The organism is Novosphingobium mathurense (assembly GCF_900168325.1).
GTDB classification, from domain to species: domain Bacteria; phylum Pseudomonadota; class Alphaproteobacteria; order Sphingomonadales; family Sphingomonadaceae; genus Novosphingobium; species Novosphingobium mathurense.
In genome coordinates this window covers 1-15,410 of sequence record NZ_FVZE01000013.1, presented here as the reverse complement: position 1 = coordinate 15,410, position 15,410 = coordinate 1, and the positions used below count along the sequence as shown (strand labels likewise).

At 60.6% G+C, this 15,410-nt stretch carries 12 protein-coding genes; 4 read left to right on the top strand and 8 right to left on the bottom strand.

Going from position 1 to position 15,410, the window contains the following annotated elements; genetic code table 11:
- Positions 1 to 59: 59 nt before the first annotated feature.
- From B5483_RS20925 to B5483_RS20915, 3 genes are all read right to left on the bottom strand, one after another.
- Positions 60 to 1,409 carry an MFS transporter gene (locus B5483_RS20925; protein WP_079731858.1) on the bottom strand — a complete coding sequence of 450 codons (1,350 nt, stop codon included), beginning with the start codon at positions 1,407 to 1,409 and terminating at the stop codon, positions 60 to 62.
- A 71-nt stretch (positions 1,410 to 1,480) separates the two neighbouring features.
- Positions 1,481 to 2,878, bottom strand: a complete 1,398-nt coding sequence (locus B5483_RS20920) for an aldehyde dehydrogenase (protein ID WP_079731857.1) — start codon at positions 2,876 to 2,878, stop codon at positions 1,481 to 1,483.
- Positions 2,879 to 2,976: 98 nt separating this feature from the next.
- Positions 2,977 to 5,289 carry a TonB-dependent receptor gene (locus B5483_RS20915; RefSeq protein ID WP_245829495.1) on the bottom strand — a complete coding sequence of 771 codons (2,313 nt, stop codon included), beginning with the start codon at positions 5,287 to 5,289 and terminating at the stop codon, positions 2,977 to 2,979.
- 293 nt (positions 5,290 to 5,582) lie between these two features.
- Between B5483_RS20915 and B5483_RS20910 the strand changes: the two genes are divergently transcribed.
- Positions 5,583 to 6,014 (top strand): MarR family winged helix-turn-helix transcriptional regulator, encoded by a 432-nt coding sequence (locus tag B5483_RS20910; protein ID WP_231634344.1) that lies wholly within the window; start codon positions 5,583 to 5,585, stop codon positions 6,012 to 6,014.
- 16 nt (positions 6,015 to 6,030) lie between these two features.
- Here the strand turns inward: B5483_RS20910 and B5483_RS20905 are convergent, their stop codons facing one another.
- From B5483_RS20905 to B5483_RS23310, 5 genes are all read right to left on the bottom strand, one after another.
- Entirely contained in the window at positions 6,031 to 8,124 is a 2,094-nt protein-coding gene (locus B5483_RS20905; RefSeq protein WP_079731855.1) for an acetate--CoA ligase family protein, read from the bottom strand.
- 23 nt (positions 8,125 to 8,147) lie between these two features.
- Positions 8,148 to 9,005, bottom strand: a complete 858-nt coding sequence (locus B5483_RS20900) for a p-hydroxycinnamoyl CoA hydratase/lyase (RefSeq protein WP_054944200.1) — start codon at positions 9,003 to 9,005, stop codon at positions 8,148 to 8,150.
- 442 nt (positions 9,006 to 9,447) lie between these two features.
- A complete protein-coding gene (locus tag B5483_RS20895; protein WP_139384105.1) occupies positions 9,448 to 9,831 on the bottom strand; it encodes a hypothetical protein in 384 nt (127 codons plus the stop codon).
- Between the two features lie 224 nt (positions 9,832 to 10,055).
- A complete protein-coding gene (locus B5483_RS20890; protein WP_245829493.1) occupies positions 10,056 to 12,242 on the bottom strand; it encodes a TonB-dependent receptor in 2,187 nt (728 codons plus the stop codon).
- 145 nt (positions 12,243 to 12,387) lie between these two features.
- Entirely contained in the window at positions 12,388 to 12,576 is a 189-nt protein-coding gene (locus tag B5483_RS23310) for a hypothetical protein (RefSeq protein ID WP_176168154.1), read from the bottom strand.
- Between the two features lie 460 nt (positions 12,577 to 13,036).
- Here B5483_RS23310 and B5483_RS20885 point away from each other — a divergent pair, with 460 nt between their 5' ends.
- The 3 genes from B5483_RS20885 to B5483_RS20875 all read left to right on the top strand — a co-directional run bounded on the left by B5483_RS20885 (position 13,037) and on the right by B5483_RS20875 (position 15,334).
- Positions 13,037 to 13,402: a DUF6152 family protein gene (locus tag B5483_RS20885; protein ID WP_139384104.1), complete on the top strand. Its 366-nt coding sequence runs from the start codon at positions 13,037 to 13,039 to the stop codon at positions 13,400 to 13,402.
- A 102-nt stretch (positions 13,403 to 13,504) separates the two neighbouring features.
- Positions 13,505 to 14,299 (top strand): hypothetical protein, encoded by a 795-nt coding sequence (locus B5483_RS20880; protein ID WP_079731852.1) that lies wholly within the window; start codon positions 13,505 to 13,507, stop codon positions 14,297 to 14,299.
- Positions 14,300 to 14,401: 102 nt separating this feature from the next.
- Entirely contained in the window at positions 14,402 to 15,334 is a 933-nt protein-coding gene (locus B5483_RS20875) for a hypothetical protein (RefSeq protein WP_139384103.1), read from the top strand.
- Positions 15,335 to 15,410 lie beyond the last annotated feature (76 nt).

Genomic DNA, 15,410 nt, shown 5'->3' with positions numbered 1-15,410 from the left:
GCCCCAATGGATAGATCGCAAACCCCGCTATGCACACGCGGTCCACGATCCGGTTGCGCCTAGCCGGCCCCGCGCGCCGACTTGCCTGCAAGCCCGCGTGCGACCGGCCGCTCCAGTGGCAGGCCAAGGATCGCGAATGCCGCGACGATCGAACCAAGACCGATGGCAGCTGCCACCAGAGGCAGGCCGAAACCGCTGGCGAACAGGAACCCGGCCACGACCGGCCCAAGGGCCGCGCCGCCGCGCCCTATGCCGATGACGATGCCGGTCCCCCCTGCCCGCAACTGCGCAGGATAGGCTGCCGCGATCAGGGCATAGAGGCCCACGACGGCGGCGTTGGAGAAGAACCCGGCAATCGCCGCCGCCCGCTTCAGGGGATCGAGGCCGCCGGAAGTCAGGCCGAATGCCGCGATCATCACGAAACTGAGCACAAGGATCGCGATCATCAGCCTGCGCAGCGGCATGCGCGTTGCCAGTACGCTGAACAGGAGCGATCCGGTCATGCCGCCCACGTTCGCCCAGACGAGGACACCGCCCGCTGCGGAAGGCTCGAAACCGAGGTCGACCACGATCTTGGGGATCCACTTGAGGATGAAATAGAACGCGGTCATGTGGAAAAAGTAGGCCACGGTCAGCAGGATCGTGACGCGGCGCATGTCGCCCTTGAACAGCCCGGCCCGGTCTGCCTTGGCCACGACTTCGACCGGCGGCACCATCTCGACAACCCGGTGCCCCAGCCGCCGCAGCGACTTGTTGACCTTGTCCAGCGCCCGTTCCGGGCCGAACCGACGCATGGAAAGATCGATCGATTCCGGCAGGACCAGCAGGACGATCGGCAGGAAGACGATGGTCATGCCCGCGCCCAGCCAAAAGATGTCGCGCCAGGTTCCGTCGACAAGCAGGCTGGATGCGATGGCACCGCCGACGATCGCTCCCAGCGGATAGCCCGCCGCCATGATCGCGACGGCAGCCGAACGATAGCGCGCATTCGACGCTTCGGCGACGATGGCGTTGGTACAGGCCAACATGCCGCCGATCCCGAGCCCGGTGATCAGGCGGATAACCGCCAGTTCGACGATCCCGCTGGCCAACGCCGCGGCCGTCATGCCTGTGGCCATGACGAGCAGACTGACGATCACGATGGGAATGCGGCCCACGCGGTCGGCCACCATGCCGAGCAGGATCGAGCCGACCGACATGCCGATCAGTTCCATCGAGAGGATGATCCCCAGCGCTGCGCGGTCCACGCCCCAGTCCGAAGCGATCCCCGGTGCGGCAAAGCTGATCGAGAGAACGTCGAAGCCGTCCAGCCCGTTTAGCAGCACGCACAAGGCCACGACGACGATCTGTCGCCAGGTCATCCTCCCGGAATCGACGATCTCGCGCGGATCGGTTACGCCTGTTGCCATCTAAGTCTCTCTCCCGCCCGGGGCTGGTCCTGTTATCCGTCTCGTTCGGCCACCTTGCAGGTAGCAGCGGCTCAGATCGGGTAGTGACCGTCCTGGGTATCCACCGTGATCCAGCGAGTTTCCGTGAAGCTGTCAATTCCCTGCCTGCCGCCGAACCGGCCATAGCCCGATGCGCCGACCCCACCGAAGGGCATCTGCGGTTCGTCATGCACGGTCGGTCCGTTGACGTGACAGATCCCTGCACGCACCTGCCGGGCCAGATGCAACCCGCGCGGAATGTCGCGCGTGAATATGGCAGAGGACAGGCCGTATTCGCTGTCATTGGCAAGCGCGACGGCATGGTCGGCATCACGTGCCCGTACGATCCCCACGACCGGCCCAAAGCTTTCATCGCGGAACAGTTTCATATCGGGGGTGACCCCATCGATAACATGGGCCGGCATCAGCACGCCTTGCGCATCGCCGCCGACCAGCTGCCGGGCGCCCTTGGAGACGGCGTCCTCGATCAGGCCAAGGCAATGGTCGACCGTCTTGCGATCCACCACGGCACCGAGCGGGGTCTTGCCCTCACGCGGATCGCCCACGGCCATCGAGGCGGCTTTGGCCGCGAAGCGCTGCGCGAATTCATCGGCCACGGCATCGACGACGATGATGCGTTCAGTCGACATGCAGATCTGGCCCTGGTTCATGAACGCACCGAAGGCCGCCGCCTTCACTGCCTCGTCCAAATCGGCGTCTTCCAGCACGATGAACGGAGCCTTGCCGCCCAGTTCGAGCAGGCAGGGTTTGACGTGTTCGGCTGCGCGCTTGGCAATGATCCGGCCTACCGCAGTCGATCCGGTGAAATTGATGCGGCGTACTTCAGGGGCATCGATGAGCGCGCCCACGACGTCTCCGGCATCTGCCGGCGCATTGGTCACGCACTGGACCAGCCCTTCGGGAAATCCGGCTTCGGCGAAGGCTTCGACGATCAGCCGGTGCGTCTCCGGGCAGGTCTCGCTCGCCTTGAAGATGACGGCATTGCCGCAGGCGAGCGGCACCGCAATGGCACGCACGCCAAGGATCACCGGGGCATTCCACGGAGCAATGCCAAGAATGACGCCGACCGGCTCCTTCACGGCCATGGCCAGGCAGCCCGGCTTGTCCGACGGGATAACCTCACCTGAGATCTGCGTCGTCAGGGCGGCGGCTTCACGCACCATGCCCGCGGCCAGCATGACGTTGAACCGGGCCCAGCCCTCGGTCGCGCCGATTTCGCCCATCATGGCGTCCACGAACCGATCCGCCCGGGCTTCGAGAGCGTCGGCAGCGCGGCTGAGAACCGCGCGACGGGCGCTGGGGCCCATCTGCCCCCACTCCGGCTGCGCGGCAGCCGCACTGGCCGCGATGGCTGCCATCTCTTCCGCTTGCATCGCCTTGGCGGTCGTAGCGACCTTGCCGGTCATGGGATTGATGCGCTGAAATTCCATCGAACGTGTCCTCGAAACAAAAAAGAATGGCCCGGTCCTGCCGTGCAGGCAGGATACCGGGCCGCGGCGATCAGGAGAGACCGCCAGTCAGGGAATGATCAGAATTCATAGCCGACCTGCATGTACCAGGCACGCGGCCGGGCGTAGATCACTTCGGCATAGCCCAGCGTCGCAAGCGAGGCATTGCCCTGAACCTTGTAGTGTTCATTGAACAGGTTCTGGACACCGGCCTGGACCGTGAGCCCCTTGCCGTCCTGCGCCAGCGTGATCGATGCATTGGTGACCGCATAGTCGCCCTGTTCGATCTCGGGCACGCTACCGGTGATGAAGGTCGTCTTGGTCTGGTAGCTGACGTCCACGCGCGGGGTCAGGCTCCAGTTGCCCAGCATGACTTCGTAACCGATGCCCAGGTTGCCCTGGAACGAGGGCGTGAGCGGCAGTTCGTCACCCGGCGCGATCGTCGCGGTTGCGCCGGGGATTGCGGTAACCGAGCGGATCTGGTCGTCGAGGTGGCTCAGCCCCGCGTCGATCTGCAGGCCCCAGGCCGTGTGATAGCTGAATTCAGCCTCGAAGCCCTGCATGCGCGCCTTGCCCGCATTGAACAGCAGCGGCACCGGGCCCTGGCGGAAGATGAGCTGGATGTCCTTGTAGTCGGCGCGGAAGGCGGCAAGGTTCAAGCGGACGTCGCCCAGATCGAACTTTGCGCCCACTTCGTAGCTGGTCACCTTCTCCTCATCGAAGGGCACCGGCACAAAGCCCGCCGGCGGCGCGTTGTAGCGGGTGTTGAACCCGCCCGACTTGAAGCTGTTGGCGTAGGAGACATATGTGCTCAGCCAGGGCGCAACATTGTAGCGAATGCTCGCCGAACCGGTCAGCGCCGAGAAGCTCTTCCGATAGGGACGATAATAGATGTAGAGCGGCCCGCCATCGGGGATCGCCTCGGTCGGAAGCGGATCGGGGTCCGGCAGCGTTGCGGGGAACAGGCTGCTGACGTTGCCGATATAGGACTTCTTGTCCTTGGTGTAGCGCGCGCCGACCGACACTTCGAGATCGTCGGTCAGTTCGTAGGAGACTTCACCGAAACCTGCGACCGAGTCCGTCTTGAGGTCCGAGAGCTGCAGGTCGCGGCTGCCCGGCCCACCGGCAAGCACCGAGGAAATGACCGGCGGCGATGGCGGGAAAGCCAGCAGCACCGTGGCCCGCTCGAAGCTCTTCTCATTGTAGTAGAAGCCACCCACGATCATGTTCAGCCGATCGAAATCGAGCTGGAACTGGAACTCCTGGCTGAACTGCTCGGAGCTGGTGGTGAGGTCGGTGGTCAGAATGTCGAACGGCGTATTGTCGGCATCACGCACGCCGCGCGACTTCGTCTTGCGATAGGACGTGATCGTCTTGAAGCTCAACCAGTCCGACAGGGTCGCCCGTGCGGTCGCGGCCAGACCCCAGATTTCCGAAGTGCTGGTGACCGGTGCGGTACCGCCATTGGTGAACTTGCCCAGCGCCTGATAGTCATTGGCGCATCGTGAATCGTCAATCGATGGCACGAATGGTGCGCCGAAGCGCGGATCTCCGGGGGTCACCGGCGCGAAGGGAATGGTTGCCCCCGGACAGCCGGCCCCGACACTGACAATGGCCGGAACCGGTGCATTCTCGTTGATCCCTGCGAATACGAACGGCGCGCCGTTCTCATCGCGCTTGTTGTAATCGCCACGGATGAACAGGTCGAAATCGCTCGACGGCTCCCACTTGATCGAGCCACCTAGGCTCCAGGAATTGTCATTGCCCAGATCGCGTCCGTCGAAGACGCGCGTGACATAGCCGTCACGCTTGCGGAAACCGCCCGAAACGCGTGCCGCGACCGTTTCACCCAACGGCAGGTTGAGCGCTGCGAAGCCCTCGCGCAGGTCGTCGTTGCCGATCCGCACACGGCCCTTGCCGCTGAATTCGCCAAGCACCGGCTGCTTGGTGCGTACGAGGATGGCGCCGCCGATCGTGTTGCGACCGAACAGCGTGCCCTGCGGCCCGCGCAGCACTTCGACACCGGCGATGTCTCCGAAGTCGATGGCCCCGCCGACGGCCCGGCCGACGTAGACTTCGTCGATGTAGATGCCGACGCCCGGATCGACCGCGGCGGTCGGGTCCAGCTGGCCAATGCCACGAATGAAAACGACAGTAGCCGCGCTGTTGCCCGAGAGCTGACCAGCGGATTTGAACTGCAGGCTGGGGGTAACCCGCTCAAGGTCCTGGGTCTGCTGGATCTGCCGGCTTGCCAGCATTTCGGCGGAGAGTGCCGTGATCGCGACCGGCGTTTCCTGCAGGCTTTCCTCACGCCGCCTGGCGGTAACGACGATGATGTTCCCGGCGGCCTGATCTCTCCTGGCCTGTGCTTCCGCGTCGCCTTCCTGAGCCAACGCGGGTGTGGACAGCCCGACTGCCGCCAACGTCAAGCACGTCGACGCCGCATAGACTCCACGCATGATTTTTGAATGCACTCGCATGCCCTGCTCCCTCTAATTCGGGCTTTTCCGCCCGATGACGCGCAATTTCTGCGCCCGCCCACTATTCTTATTTATAGCTATCTTATATAGCAATATTCTGCAAGCACAAGGATAAATGGCAGTTGCCCGGCTTGACAGTGATTGCTTCGTTGTGAACGAGCTTTAACACCAAGACTTGACGCCATGTGCAGGGAGATATCGACAACGTGGCAGATGACGTCACCGACCCGCTGGAAATCCGGCCAGGTTACCAGCTGAAGCGCGCTGCGGCAGCGGCGATGAGCGATCTCAACGATCGCCTTTCCGTGCTCGACCTGCGTCAGGTGGATGCCTCGGTCATGCTGATGATCCAAGCCGAACCCAACGTGATAGCCAGCCACATCGGCCGCGTCCTCGACATCAAGAGCGCGAACATGGTGCCCTTGCTGCGGCGTCTCGAAGAACGTGGACTGATCGAGAAGGTTCCGCTCGACGGCAAGTCGCACGGGCTGCATCTGACGGCCGCCGGCGAGACCATCATGATCGAGGCCAACGCGATTCTCGACCGGTTCGAGACGGATCTGATGGAACGAATCCCCGCTGAACATCGCGAGCATCTGGCTCCTGCGCTAAGGGCGATCTGGCATAGCGACACCTGATCGCCCCCTCGCCACCTTAAGCAACCAGCATCAGCGCATCGAGCACTGACAGCCCCTGTCCTTCCTCGTAAAGCATGACGGGATTGAGATCGATCTCCAGGATGCGATCGTTGCCCTGCATGACCCTGCCGACCGTCTCGACGAGGCGCGCCAAGGCCGCAACATCACGCGGTGGGCTGCCGCGAAAGCCGCGCAGCAGGGGTGCCTGGGCAAGCCCCTGAATGGCAGCGGCGATCGCTTCGACACTCTCACCCGGGGTGATCAGCGTGACATCGCCGAGGACTTCCGCAGTCACGCCGCCGAAGCCGACCAGGACCACCGCGCCCCATTCGGGATCGCGCTTGGCACCTACGATCATCTCCGTGCCCGGCCGCCCCATGGCTTCGATCAGAACGCCATCCAGCGCGATCGAGGGATCGTAGGCCGCCACGGCCTCGTGCATCGTCGCCCATGCCTCGCGAACCGCAGCCTCGCCCTCAAGCCCCAGCCTGACCCCGCCGGCATCGCTCTTGTGCCCCAGAGCCGAAGCCTGCGCCTTCATCGCGACACGCCCGCCAAGGGCCACAGCGGCTGCCACGGCTTCGTCGGCGCTGGCTGCGAAGCGCCCCTCGGGAAAGGCAATCCCTGCAGCGGTCAGCATCTGCTTGGCGCGATATTCGGGGATCGTACCCGCTTCCAGTACGGCAAGGGGCAAGGGATCTGCCGGTTTGTCACTGCCTTGCACCGGGCGATGGGTCAGCCGTGCTATCGCCCGCAAGGCACGTTCCGTGCTCGGGAAGCAGGCAATGCCGGCAGAGCGCAACCGCTCAAGCCACTCGCGAGGCACTTCTGCACCTTCGTCCAGCCCCGCGAATACAACGGCCTTGCCGCTCTTTCGCCCTTCGAGAGCCTTGAGCACGGCAGGAAACTTCAAGGCACAGGTCGTCGGATCGGTCTGGATCAGCCCGACCAGGATGGCGCCGACGCGCTCGTCTGCCAGCAGCGCCGCGATGGTCTCGGTATAGATCTGCGGCTGCGACAGCCCCATGGCCGTGATGTCGAGCGGATTGGAGACCGGAACGAACTCGGGCAAGGCAGCCCGGAGTGCAGGACTATCGGCATCGCCAAGCGGCGCCAATGAGAGGTCCAGTTCTTCGGAGAGGTCGAGCGTAAGCGCCTTGAACGCACCGGATTCGCCCAGCACCGCTGCCCCCGCTTCCGGCAGGCCCGGCGAGCGCACCGCGATCTCGGAAACGTCGGCCAGCTCTTCGAGGGTCTCCGCCATGATGACCCCTGCCTGCTCGACCATCGCGCGCATGACCTTGTAGTCGCCCGCCATGGCCCCGGTATGGGTCGCCGCGCTTTCCCGCGCGGCGCTGGACCGCCCCGGGTGCAGCAGGACGACTTCCTTGCCGGCCGCGCGCAACCGCTCGACCACCTGCAGAAAGGCGCGCGGCTTGCGGAAATGCTCGACGATCATGGCGACGACATGGGTGTGCGCATCGTCAACGAGCCAGTCGAGATAGTCTTCCACCCCGCTCGCGGCCTCGTTGCCAGTCGAAACGGTGTAGCTGATACCCAGTTCGCGCGACTGCAGCATCGTCGCCAGCACCGCAGCCATCGCGCCGCTCTGGGACACGACCGCGATCCCGCGACCCTGCGGGGGCAGGCAGCGCGTTTCGACGAAAGTCAGCGGCACCTTGTCGACGTGATTGACGCAGCCAAGGCAATTGGGCCCTTCGACGACAATGCCGTGCCGGTCCGCTATCGCGGCAATCTCGCGCTGTTCCGCAAGGCCCTCTTCGCCGTCTTCGGCGAAACCGGCCGAGAAGATGACGGCCGCGCCGATCCCGCGTTCGGCCAGCCCCTTCAGCGCCGGAAGAATGCCCGCCCGCGGAATGGCGAGTACCGCGCAATCGACGCCCTCGGGCAAGTCCTCGATCGCCGCGTAGCACTTGCGGCCGCCGATCTCGCTACGTTTCGGGTTGATCGGGTAGATCGCCCCGGAAAACCCATTGCGCTCGAGATTGGCCAGCATCGATGCGCCCAGCGCACCGGGCTTGTCCGATGCGCCGACGACGGCAACGGAACGCGGCCTGAGCAGCCTGTCGATATTCTTCGGGTGCTGCATGCCTCGCACCTCTCCCCAATATGTTATTGGTCCAGCTTGCTCTTGTCGAAGGCACCAAGCCCCGGCTTGTACGATTTCTCGTCCAGGAACTGGCGGGTCGCCTCCTTGCGGCTCTGCTTTCCGCCGAAATCGTTCAGGGCTTCCTGCGCGCGCACGAGATAGTCCTCGGCGTTATCGTAAGTCATCTCGCGCACCCGCCGGATCGCCCACTTGGTGGCACGAAGGGCATTGGTGTCCTTCTTCTTCAGACTGTCGCAGACTTCCTGCACGCGAGCCTTGAGCTTGTCGTCCGGGAGGCACTCATTGACGAGGCCCCATTCGGCCGCCTGCTCGCCGGTCAGGTTCTCACCCATCATCGCATGGTACATCGCCTTGCGGAAGCTGAGGAGTTCGGCCGCAACCTTGCTCGCCCCGCCGCCGGGTAGGATCGCCCAGTTGATCTCGGACAGGCCGAACTGCGCGCTCTGCGCACAGAAAGCCAGATCGCAGGCGAAGAGCGGACCGTAGCCGCCGCCGAAGCACCAGCCGTTGACCATCGCGACCGTCGGCTTCTCGTACCACCGAAGCCGCTCCCACCAGCCGTAAGCCTCCCGCTGGGATTGCCGGATGGCACCGATGCCCTTTTCCTCGTTCATGCGGAAGTATTCGAGCAAGTCCATGCCCGCCGACCAAGCAACGCCCTCACCGGTCAGGACGAGGACCTGAACGTCGTCGCGAAATTCGAGATCCTCGATCACGCGCATCATCTGGCGGTTGAGCTTGGGGCTCATGCAATTGCGCTTGTCCGGGCGGTTGAAATAGACCCAGGCGACACCGTCCTCGATGTCGCAGCGGACGGTTTCCTCTTCAGGACGCGGATCGGGTTGTGATGGCGTGGCCATGGATCTTCTCCCTAAGCTGGCCGGATACATCGACCTAATATGCCGAGATTCTTACGCCCATTTTTTGCTATGTTCAATAGCTATTTTGCATTCAGGATTCAGAAGCGCGCGGGCCGCCACCAGCAAGAAAGCAAACGGTACAAGGTGCAAAAACACCTGCGCACGCCTGGCAGCCAACACCCCCTTCATCCTTGAGCGCAGAGAATGCGCCGTGAGACGAGTCCATGTGCGGGACCGGATAAGTCAGCAAAAGACGCCAGAGGACGGGATCTCCAGCCTGAACTTCCGCACCGTCATTCATGACCTCCGGGATTGTCCCAAGGACGATCGCCACGAGTGCCGAGCGTTCTGCTATCTTGCGTGCGAATCCCACCTTCACAGCGGATCGAGCATCGATACAGCCCCTCCCCGATCTTGCACCGCCGGAAGCTCTTTGCGAGCCTTACCCCAGGTCGCGCCGGCACAGGAAACTTGCCAGAGCCTCGTGCGTTTGAACGGGGAGTTCGTCCACGCAGAAATGGCCGCCCGGCAGTCTTTCAGCTACCAGGTTCTCGCAGCGCTGTAGCCACTCTGCGGGGATGTCGAAGAGTTTGGAAATCGGCCCGATCGCTCCGGACAGTATCATCGCCGGGCAAAAGGCTCTTTCGCCGTGCCGCGCCCGAGCCAGCGAGACAATTCTCGTAAGAGCCGTCCGGATCTGCACCAACGATGCGTTCGGGGAGAGGTTCAGGCTGCGAATGGAATTGCCAATGCCAATTGGCATGGCGATCTGATTGTTCTGATGCCCGCACCTGACGGCGACAGGCACGATAGCGAGCGACGCCAAAGAGGCCACCACCTCTTGATTGTCACCCTCACCTAACCCGGAATACTGTGCGCCATGAGCGCATACTCATTGAGGCTTCGAGCGCCGCACGTGCGCGCCGGCACCGACGCTCAAAGGCCCCAGGTGCAATTGCGCAATCAAACGCAACCGCGAGCCGCCTGTGCCCGCGAGGAAAACAAGCAAGAGGATCGGGGATGGCCAAGCCATCCCCGATCTCACTCATCTCAGAAATTCAGCTGATATTGCACACCGATCTGGCGTGGCCGGCTGACAACGCCGCGCGGCAGGCGCTGATAGCTGCCATCATCAAGCAGTTCCTGCCTTTCGAAGCCAGCCGAAGGCTGGTTACCGAAATTCAACCGCTTATCGAACAGGTTTTTGACAAAGACCATGACCTGGGAGTTTCCGAAGCTCAGGCCAATATTGCCGTTGACCATATTGATCGGCTGCCTGGTATAAAACCCGCTGTCGCCGTCAGAGACTTTGACGGAGCTGGTGTAGCTGTAGTCCGCAGCCATGAACAACTGAAGGGAATCGCCAAGCGGCACTTCATAATAGCCAGAGATCGTACCCGTCCATTTCGGCACCAGAGGAAGCGGAGTGTTGGGTTCCTGTGGAACCACACCCGGTTCCTGAAGAACGCCATCCGTATAGCCCAGGCCCACCTGAAGCGTGAAAGGTACTCCGGCGAAGGGGCGGCCCGACAGCTCGAACTCACCACCGCGAATACGGGCTTTACCCGCATTTGTCGTTACCGGCAGCGTGCAGGTCGGCAGGAAGATGCTCTGCTGGATGTTGGACCAGTCGATCTGGAACCCAGCTACCGAAGCGCTGAGGCGACCATTTGCCAGACTGCCCTTGGCGCCAACCTCGTAGCTCCACAAGGTATCGGATTTATACTGCCGCAAGTCTTCCGCATTGACACCCAGGTTCTCAAGGTCGGTCGAGCAAATATCGGGCAAAGCCTGCTCTGTTCCGCCTACCCGGAAACCCTTTGACGCAGATGCATAGATATTGCCCTGGTCACCGATCTTGTAAGAAATAACAGCCTTGGGGATAAGTCCTGTCTGGCTATTCTTGAGTGCCGGATTGACGGAAATTCCATCAGGCGGGAACAGATAGCCCATATCGACGCCTGCATCGGTCTTCTGTCGGATCCAGTATTTCCGCAGGCCCACCGTGACGGTCAGCTTGGGAACGAGCTCGTAATAGAGCTCGCCGAACAAAGCCACATCGTTGTTGTGATTAGCGAGATTACTAGTACCAAGATAATCGGGTTCGATCCCGGCATCCGCAAGTCCCGGAATCCGAACCGGCGGCATCTTCGTGCGCAAGTACTCATGCTGGTAATAGACACCGACTATGCCCGACAGATGGGGAAGAATGGCTCCGTCATCGAACGTGAGACGATCCTCGTGCGTGAAAAGACGCGTCGTGGCATTCGTATCCCCGTAAATGGCCGGATTTCCGAGATCGATATCAGGCTCGGCTTCGGCAAGATACAGATTGCTTCCCTCTGTATTATCCTCCCGTTCCTTGATCCGACGCGCGAAATAGCTCGTGGAGGAGACCACAGAGAAGCCTTCACCGGCATAGTTCAGAACGATTGAGCCGATACCCCAGCGATCTTTCGAATACTCCTGCACATCGCGGTCGCGATCCACGGTGTAGGAAACCGGCTTGTAACCCGGCAATGGGAAATAAGTGGCAGGGAACCCGTGCAGTTTGCTCGCCTGCCCGATGCCGTTGATGCTTGCCTCAAGCGAATCGGTCAGCTTCACCCGCAAGGTCACCGACCCTGTCGCGATGTCGTTGCGCCCTTGCCCCTTTTTGGAGATCAGCTCACCGGACTCTCCGGGAAACCGCCTCGTAATGAAGCCGGACTCACGCGTGTAGCCGAAGGCAACATCAAGCGCGATCCGATCAGGCACCAGAATGAAATTGGCCTGGGCGTTTCCATCGAAGTCAAAGCCACCGAGCTTGGTGCCGCCTCCCTGAACCTGGACCGCGCCCGAATTCTCGGTCAACGAAGGCTTGCGCGTGATGAACCGCAGGTTCCCGCCCATCGAACTTGCGCCAAACAGTGTCCCCTGAGGACCTTTAAGCACTTCGATGCGGTCGAGGTTGAGGGTCAGCGGGCTGACCGACGAAGGGACCGGCGTGTCATTGATATAATAGGCCGTCGTCCCGGAGCCGGCGACACCACGGATCGTGGTTTCACGGCTGCCGCCCCAAAGCAGGTCCCCACCCAAGCCATACTGGAAGCTCAGATTGGGAATGCGGGTGGCATAGTCCGTGAAATTCTGAATGTTCTGGGTTTTCAGGAAGTCGGAGGAATAGGCTGTGATCGAAGCGGGAACATCGATCAGCTTCTCGTCCTTGCGGCGAGCCGAAACGATGATCTCGTCCATCTCGATGGGCTCCTGATACCCGCCCTTTTGCGCGCCACTATCCTGCGCATGGGCAGCACTTACAGGGAGCACGAAAGCAGATCCTGCAAGGAGAAGCGCGCCATAGGACGCCAGTCGCGAAACTGTTACTGGTGTAGCGCCGCCTTCAAGCTGTACCGGCCAAGCTTTCAAGTTTGTCATATTCCTCCACATTTCCCTGTGTATGCTTCTTATGACCGTTCGCACCGATCAGCGGCCATCCGGCCCCTTTCGGCAGTCGGGCAGCAGCATTGGAAATCCCTGTTTCAAGTCCGCCCGAACCAGCCAAAACCGACTGCGAACTGTCAGATTTCACCCAGATCGACAGCGCCGCGCATAGTTCATCATAAGCAACGCTGCCGTCGTATTGGCGCAGTTTGTTGCATCGAAGTAAATATCAGACCGGCCCCTGAAACTGTTCGGAAACGTTTCGTTTCGACGCGTTACGTTAATTTATGGGGCCGCCGCAGCGCCCTCCTGGACGCGATGACCTGTAAAAATCTGGCAGGAAGCATCGGGAATTTCGGCCAGAATCCGCAAGCCCTTCGGCGCGACGCAAACGATCTGCGCGTTGATTAACGGTTTCACGACCGCTTCGCACTTTCGACCCCTACCGCGCAGGACTAGATTGGATAGCACATCGCTACCGCCGGACCCCGCAAGCCAGAATCATTCCCGGCGACCGGCAGGTCGATTGACCGGCAGACCGGAATGCGATCGATCAAAAACTTGACAAACTTCGGCGCGATCGTTTGTCGAAGACAGGAGTTTCTTGAATGAATAGACTCAAAACGTGCGCTTCCGTTCTTGCTGCAGGCCTCCTCACGGTCAGCCTGCCTGCCATGGCGCACCATTCTTTTGCGATGTTCGATCAGACAAAAACCACTGATCGCAAGGGCGTGACTGTCGTACAATTTCAATGGGCAAATCCGCATGTCTACGTGGTCGTGAAAAGCGGCACGGAGACGTTTGCCCTGGAATGCAACAGCCCCTCCAACATGAAGCAAGCTGGCTGGAAGTTTAATACGCTCAAGGCCGGCGACAAGATCGACATTTCCTACTTCCCGCTGAGAAACGGAAAGCCGGGCGGAGCGCTCAAGGTCGCAACCCTGGGCGGCGGCAAGAAGCTGGATGCATGGTGATACGCTTTCCGGCCGCAGGCCTGATCAGCCATTTGCAGCCGGAATACTAGCTGTTGAAATGAAGATTAATTTTCTGACACGATAACAGGATCGAGGGGTCTGATGAACTTCAAAGAAATCGCAAGCCTTGCCCTATGTTCTGCCCTGGCGTTGGGCGGGGCAAATCAGGTGGCGATGGCTGCTTCTCCGGCTTCGGACCAGGCCACGAAGGCTGCCGGTGTCCAAGCGGAACCCAACATAACCGGTGTATGGGAGCGCGATCCCTTTCCGTTCGACGATGATGGCGACGAAACGAAGCTGGTCCCTCCCCCGGGCGGCGGCCCAGACCTCAAAGAGCCCTACGCAAGTGAATGGAAGGCCCTGCAGGAAAAGCGCCAGGCAATGCTCAAGGCTGGCACGCCACTTGTCGACGCCAGCACACAATGCCTTCCGGAAGGCACGCCCGGCATCATGGAGGCCATTTACCCCATCCAGATTCTGCAGAATCCAGGCCAGATTACCGTCCTTGCCGAGCTTTTCATGCAGACACGTCGCATCTATATGAATGCGCCCTTCCCCGAGCCAGACGATCTAGCGCCGTCATATTACGGATTTTCCTCGGCCCATTGGGAAGGTGATACCTTGGTCGTCCAGACGCGCGGCGTACAACAGAGCGTCAAATTCTACGACATTCCCCATAGCGATGCGATGACGGTGACAGAGCATTATCAACTCATCGGTCCGGATAAGCTGCGGCTCGATGTTTCTGTCGAGGATCCGGAATATCTGCAGAAGCCCTATACTTTCAGGTGGGAGTACAAGCGAAACCCCGACTATCGCATTCCGGAATATGTCTGCGATCATCGTCTCGACGTGATCAATCCGGACGGGACAGTGTCATTCGGCGGCGCTAAATAACACTCTTGGTTCCGCCCCATTAGGACCGGCATGGATGTTTGATTTCGCTTGAAATCCGGCTAGCGTGCAAAGGTTGCAATGGGGCGGAACGATGATGGGGAAATGACGATAGGAGAAAGCTCTGTTCCCGCCGATACGGCCCAGGCCTTGGCGGACGAAGGGCGTCGTGTCCGCAGTTTCATTGCCTCTAACCGGTCGGATACGCTGCTCCGCCTCTTCGATTTTCTATTGCAGCAATCGATTGAAGGCCGCTGCCCAAAAGAGACCGAGATTGCCGAAGAAATATTTCGGGTAGGCTCGAGCGAGCCTGGACATCAAGGTTCACGGGTCCGGGTTGGCGTCTATCGGCTGCGCAAGAAGCTCGACATGTTCTATGCTGACAAGTCGGGAGCACAGCTGACCATTCCTCCAGGTGAATATGTTTTTGTGCTCAAAACGCCAGGAGTTGAGAGCAAAAATGACTGGGCAGCGACAGACAAGCTGCCGATCGCCCGACATCGCTCCAGCCTCATTTTTGCTGCCATTCTGATATTATTGCTGGTGAACGTGCTGTTCGCCTCATTCTATTTCGGCAACGCCCTTGACTCAAGCAATGGCCCTGCCCGCTCAAAGCTCTGGCAGCCTTTCAGCAGCAGCAAGAGACATACGTTCTTCGTCATTGGCGACTATTTCATGTTTGAGAGAGCGCAAGATGGAGACGAATTCAGCGAGGTAATTCAGGATCTATCGATTGGAGATGTCGATACATTCTACGAACATCTCAACAAGACACCCGAAAATCGGAATTACTTTATCAACGATGACCTCTATGCAGTAAGCTCGGATATTCTGGGATCCATCAGTAAACTGTCGTCTTACCTCAAAAATGTACCGCTACAGCCGACGACATCTTCAAATCTAAATCCCGACATGATGAAGTCATCGGACATCATCTATCTCGGCGCTCTTGATGCCATGTCACCTCTGCTGAGAAATCCCCTGCTCGAGGCCTCCAAATTTCGCTGCGGCAAGACATGTTATACCAAGGTGCATTGATCAGTACCCATGTGCCCATTGGCGCATTCCGATGGACATGATGCGCCAGGGCTGATCGACGAGCTTGTTCCAAGCG

What these genes read in the sequence shown, in the direction of transcription:
- B5483_RS20875 (WP_139384103.1), top strand. Translation starts at nt 14,402, where the DNA reads ATGACGATAGGAGAAAGCTCTGTTCCCGCCGATACGGCCCAGGCCTTG.
- B5483_RS20905 (WP_079731855.1), bottom strand. Translation starts at nt 8,124, where the DNA reads ATGCAGCACCCGAAGAATATCGACAGGCTGCTCAGGCCGCGTTCCGTT.
- B5483_RS20920 (WP_079731857.1), bottom strand. Translation starts at nt 2,878, where the DNA reads ATGGAATTTCAGCGCATCAATCCCATGACCGGCAAGGTCGCTACGACC.
- B5483_RS20900 (WP_054944200.1), bottom strand. Translation starts at nt 9,005, where the DNA reads ATGGCCACGCCATCACAACCCGATCCGCGTCCTGAAGAGGAAACCGTC.
- B5483_RS20925 (WP_079731858.1), bottom strand. Translation starts at nt 1,409, where the DNA reads ATGGCAACAGGCGTAACCGATCCGCGCGAGATCGTCGATTCCGGGAGG.
- B5483_RS20880 (WP_079731852.1), top strand. Translation starts at nt 13,505, where the DNA reads ATGAACTTCAAAGAAATCGCAAGCCTTGCCCTATGTTCTGCCCTGGCG.
- B5483_RS20885 (WP_139384104.1), top strand. Translation starts at nt 13,037, where the DNA reads ATGAATAGACTCAAAACGTGCGCTTCCGTTCTTGCTGCAGGCCTCCTC.
- B5483_RS20890 (WP_245829493.1), bottom strand. Translation starts at nt 12,242, where the DNA reads ATGGACGAGATCATCGTTTCGGCTCGCCGCAAGGACGAGAAGCTGATC.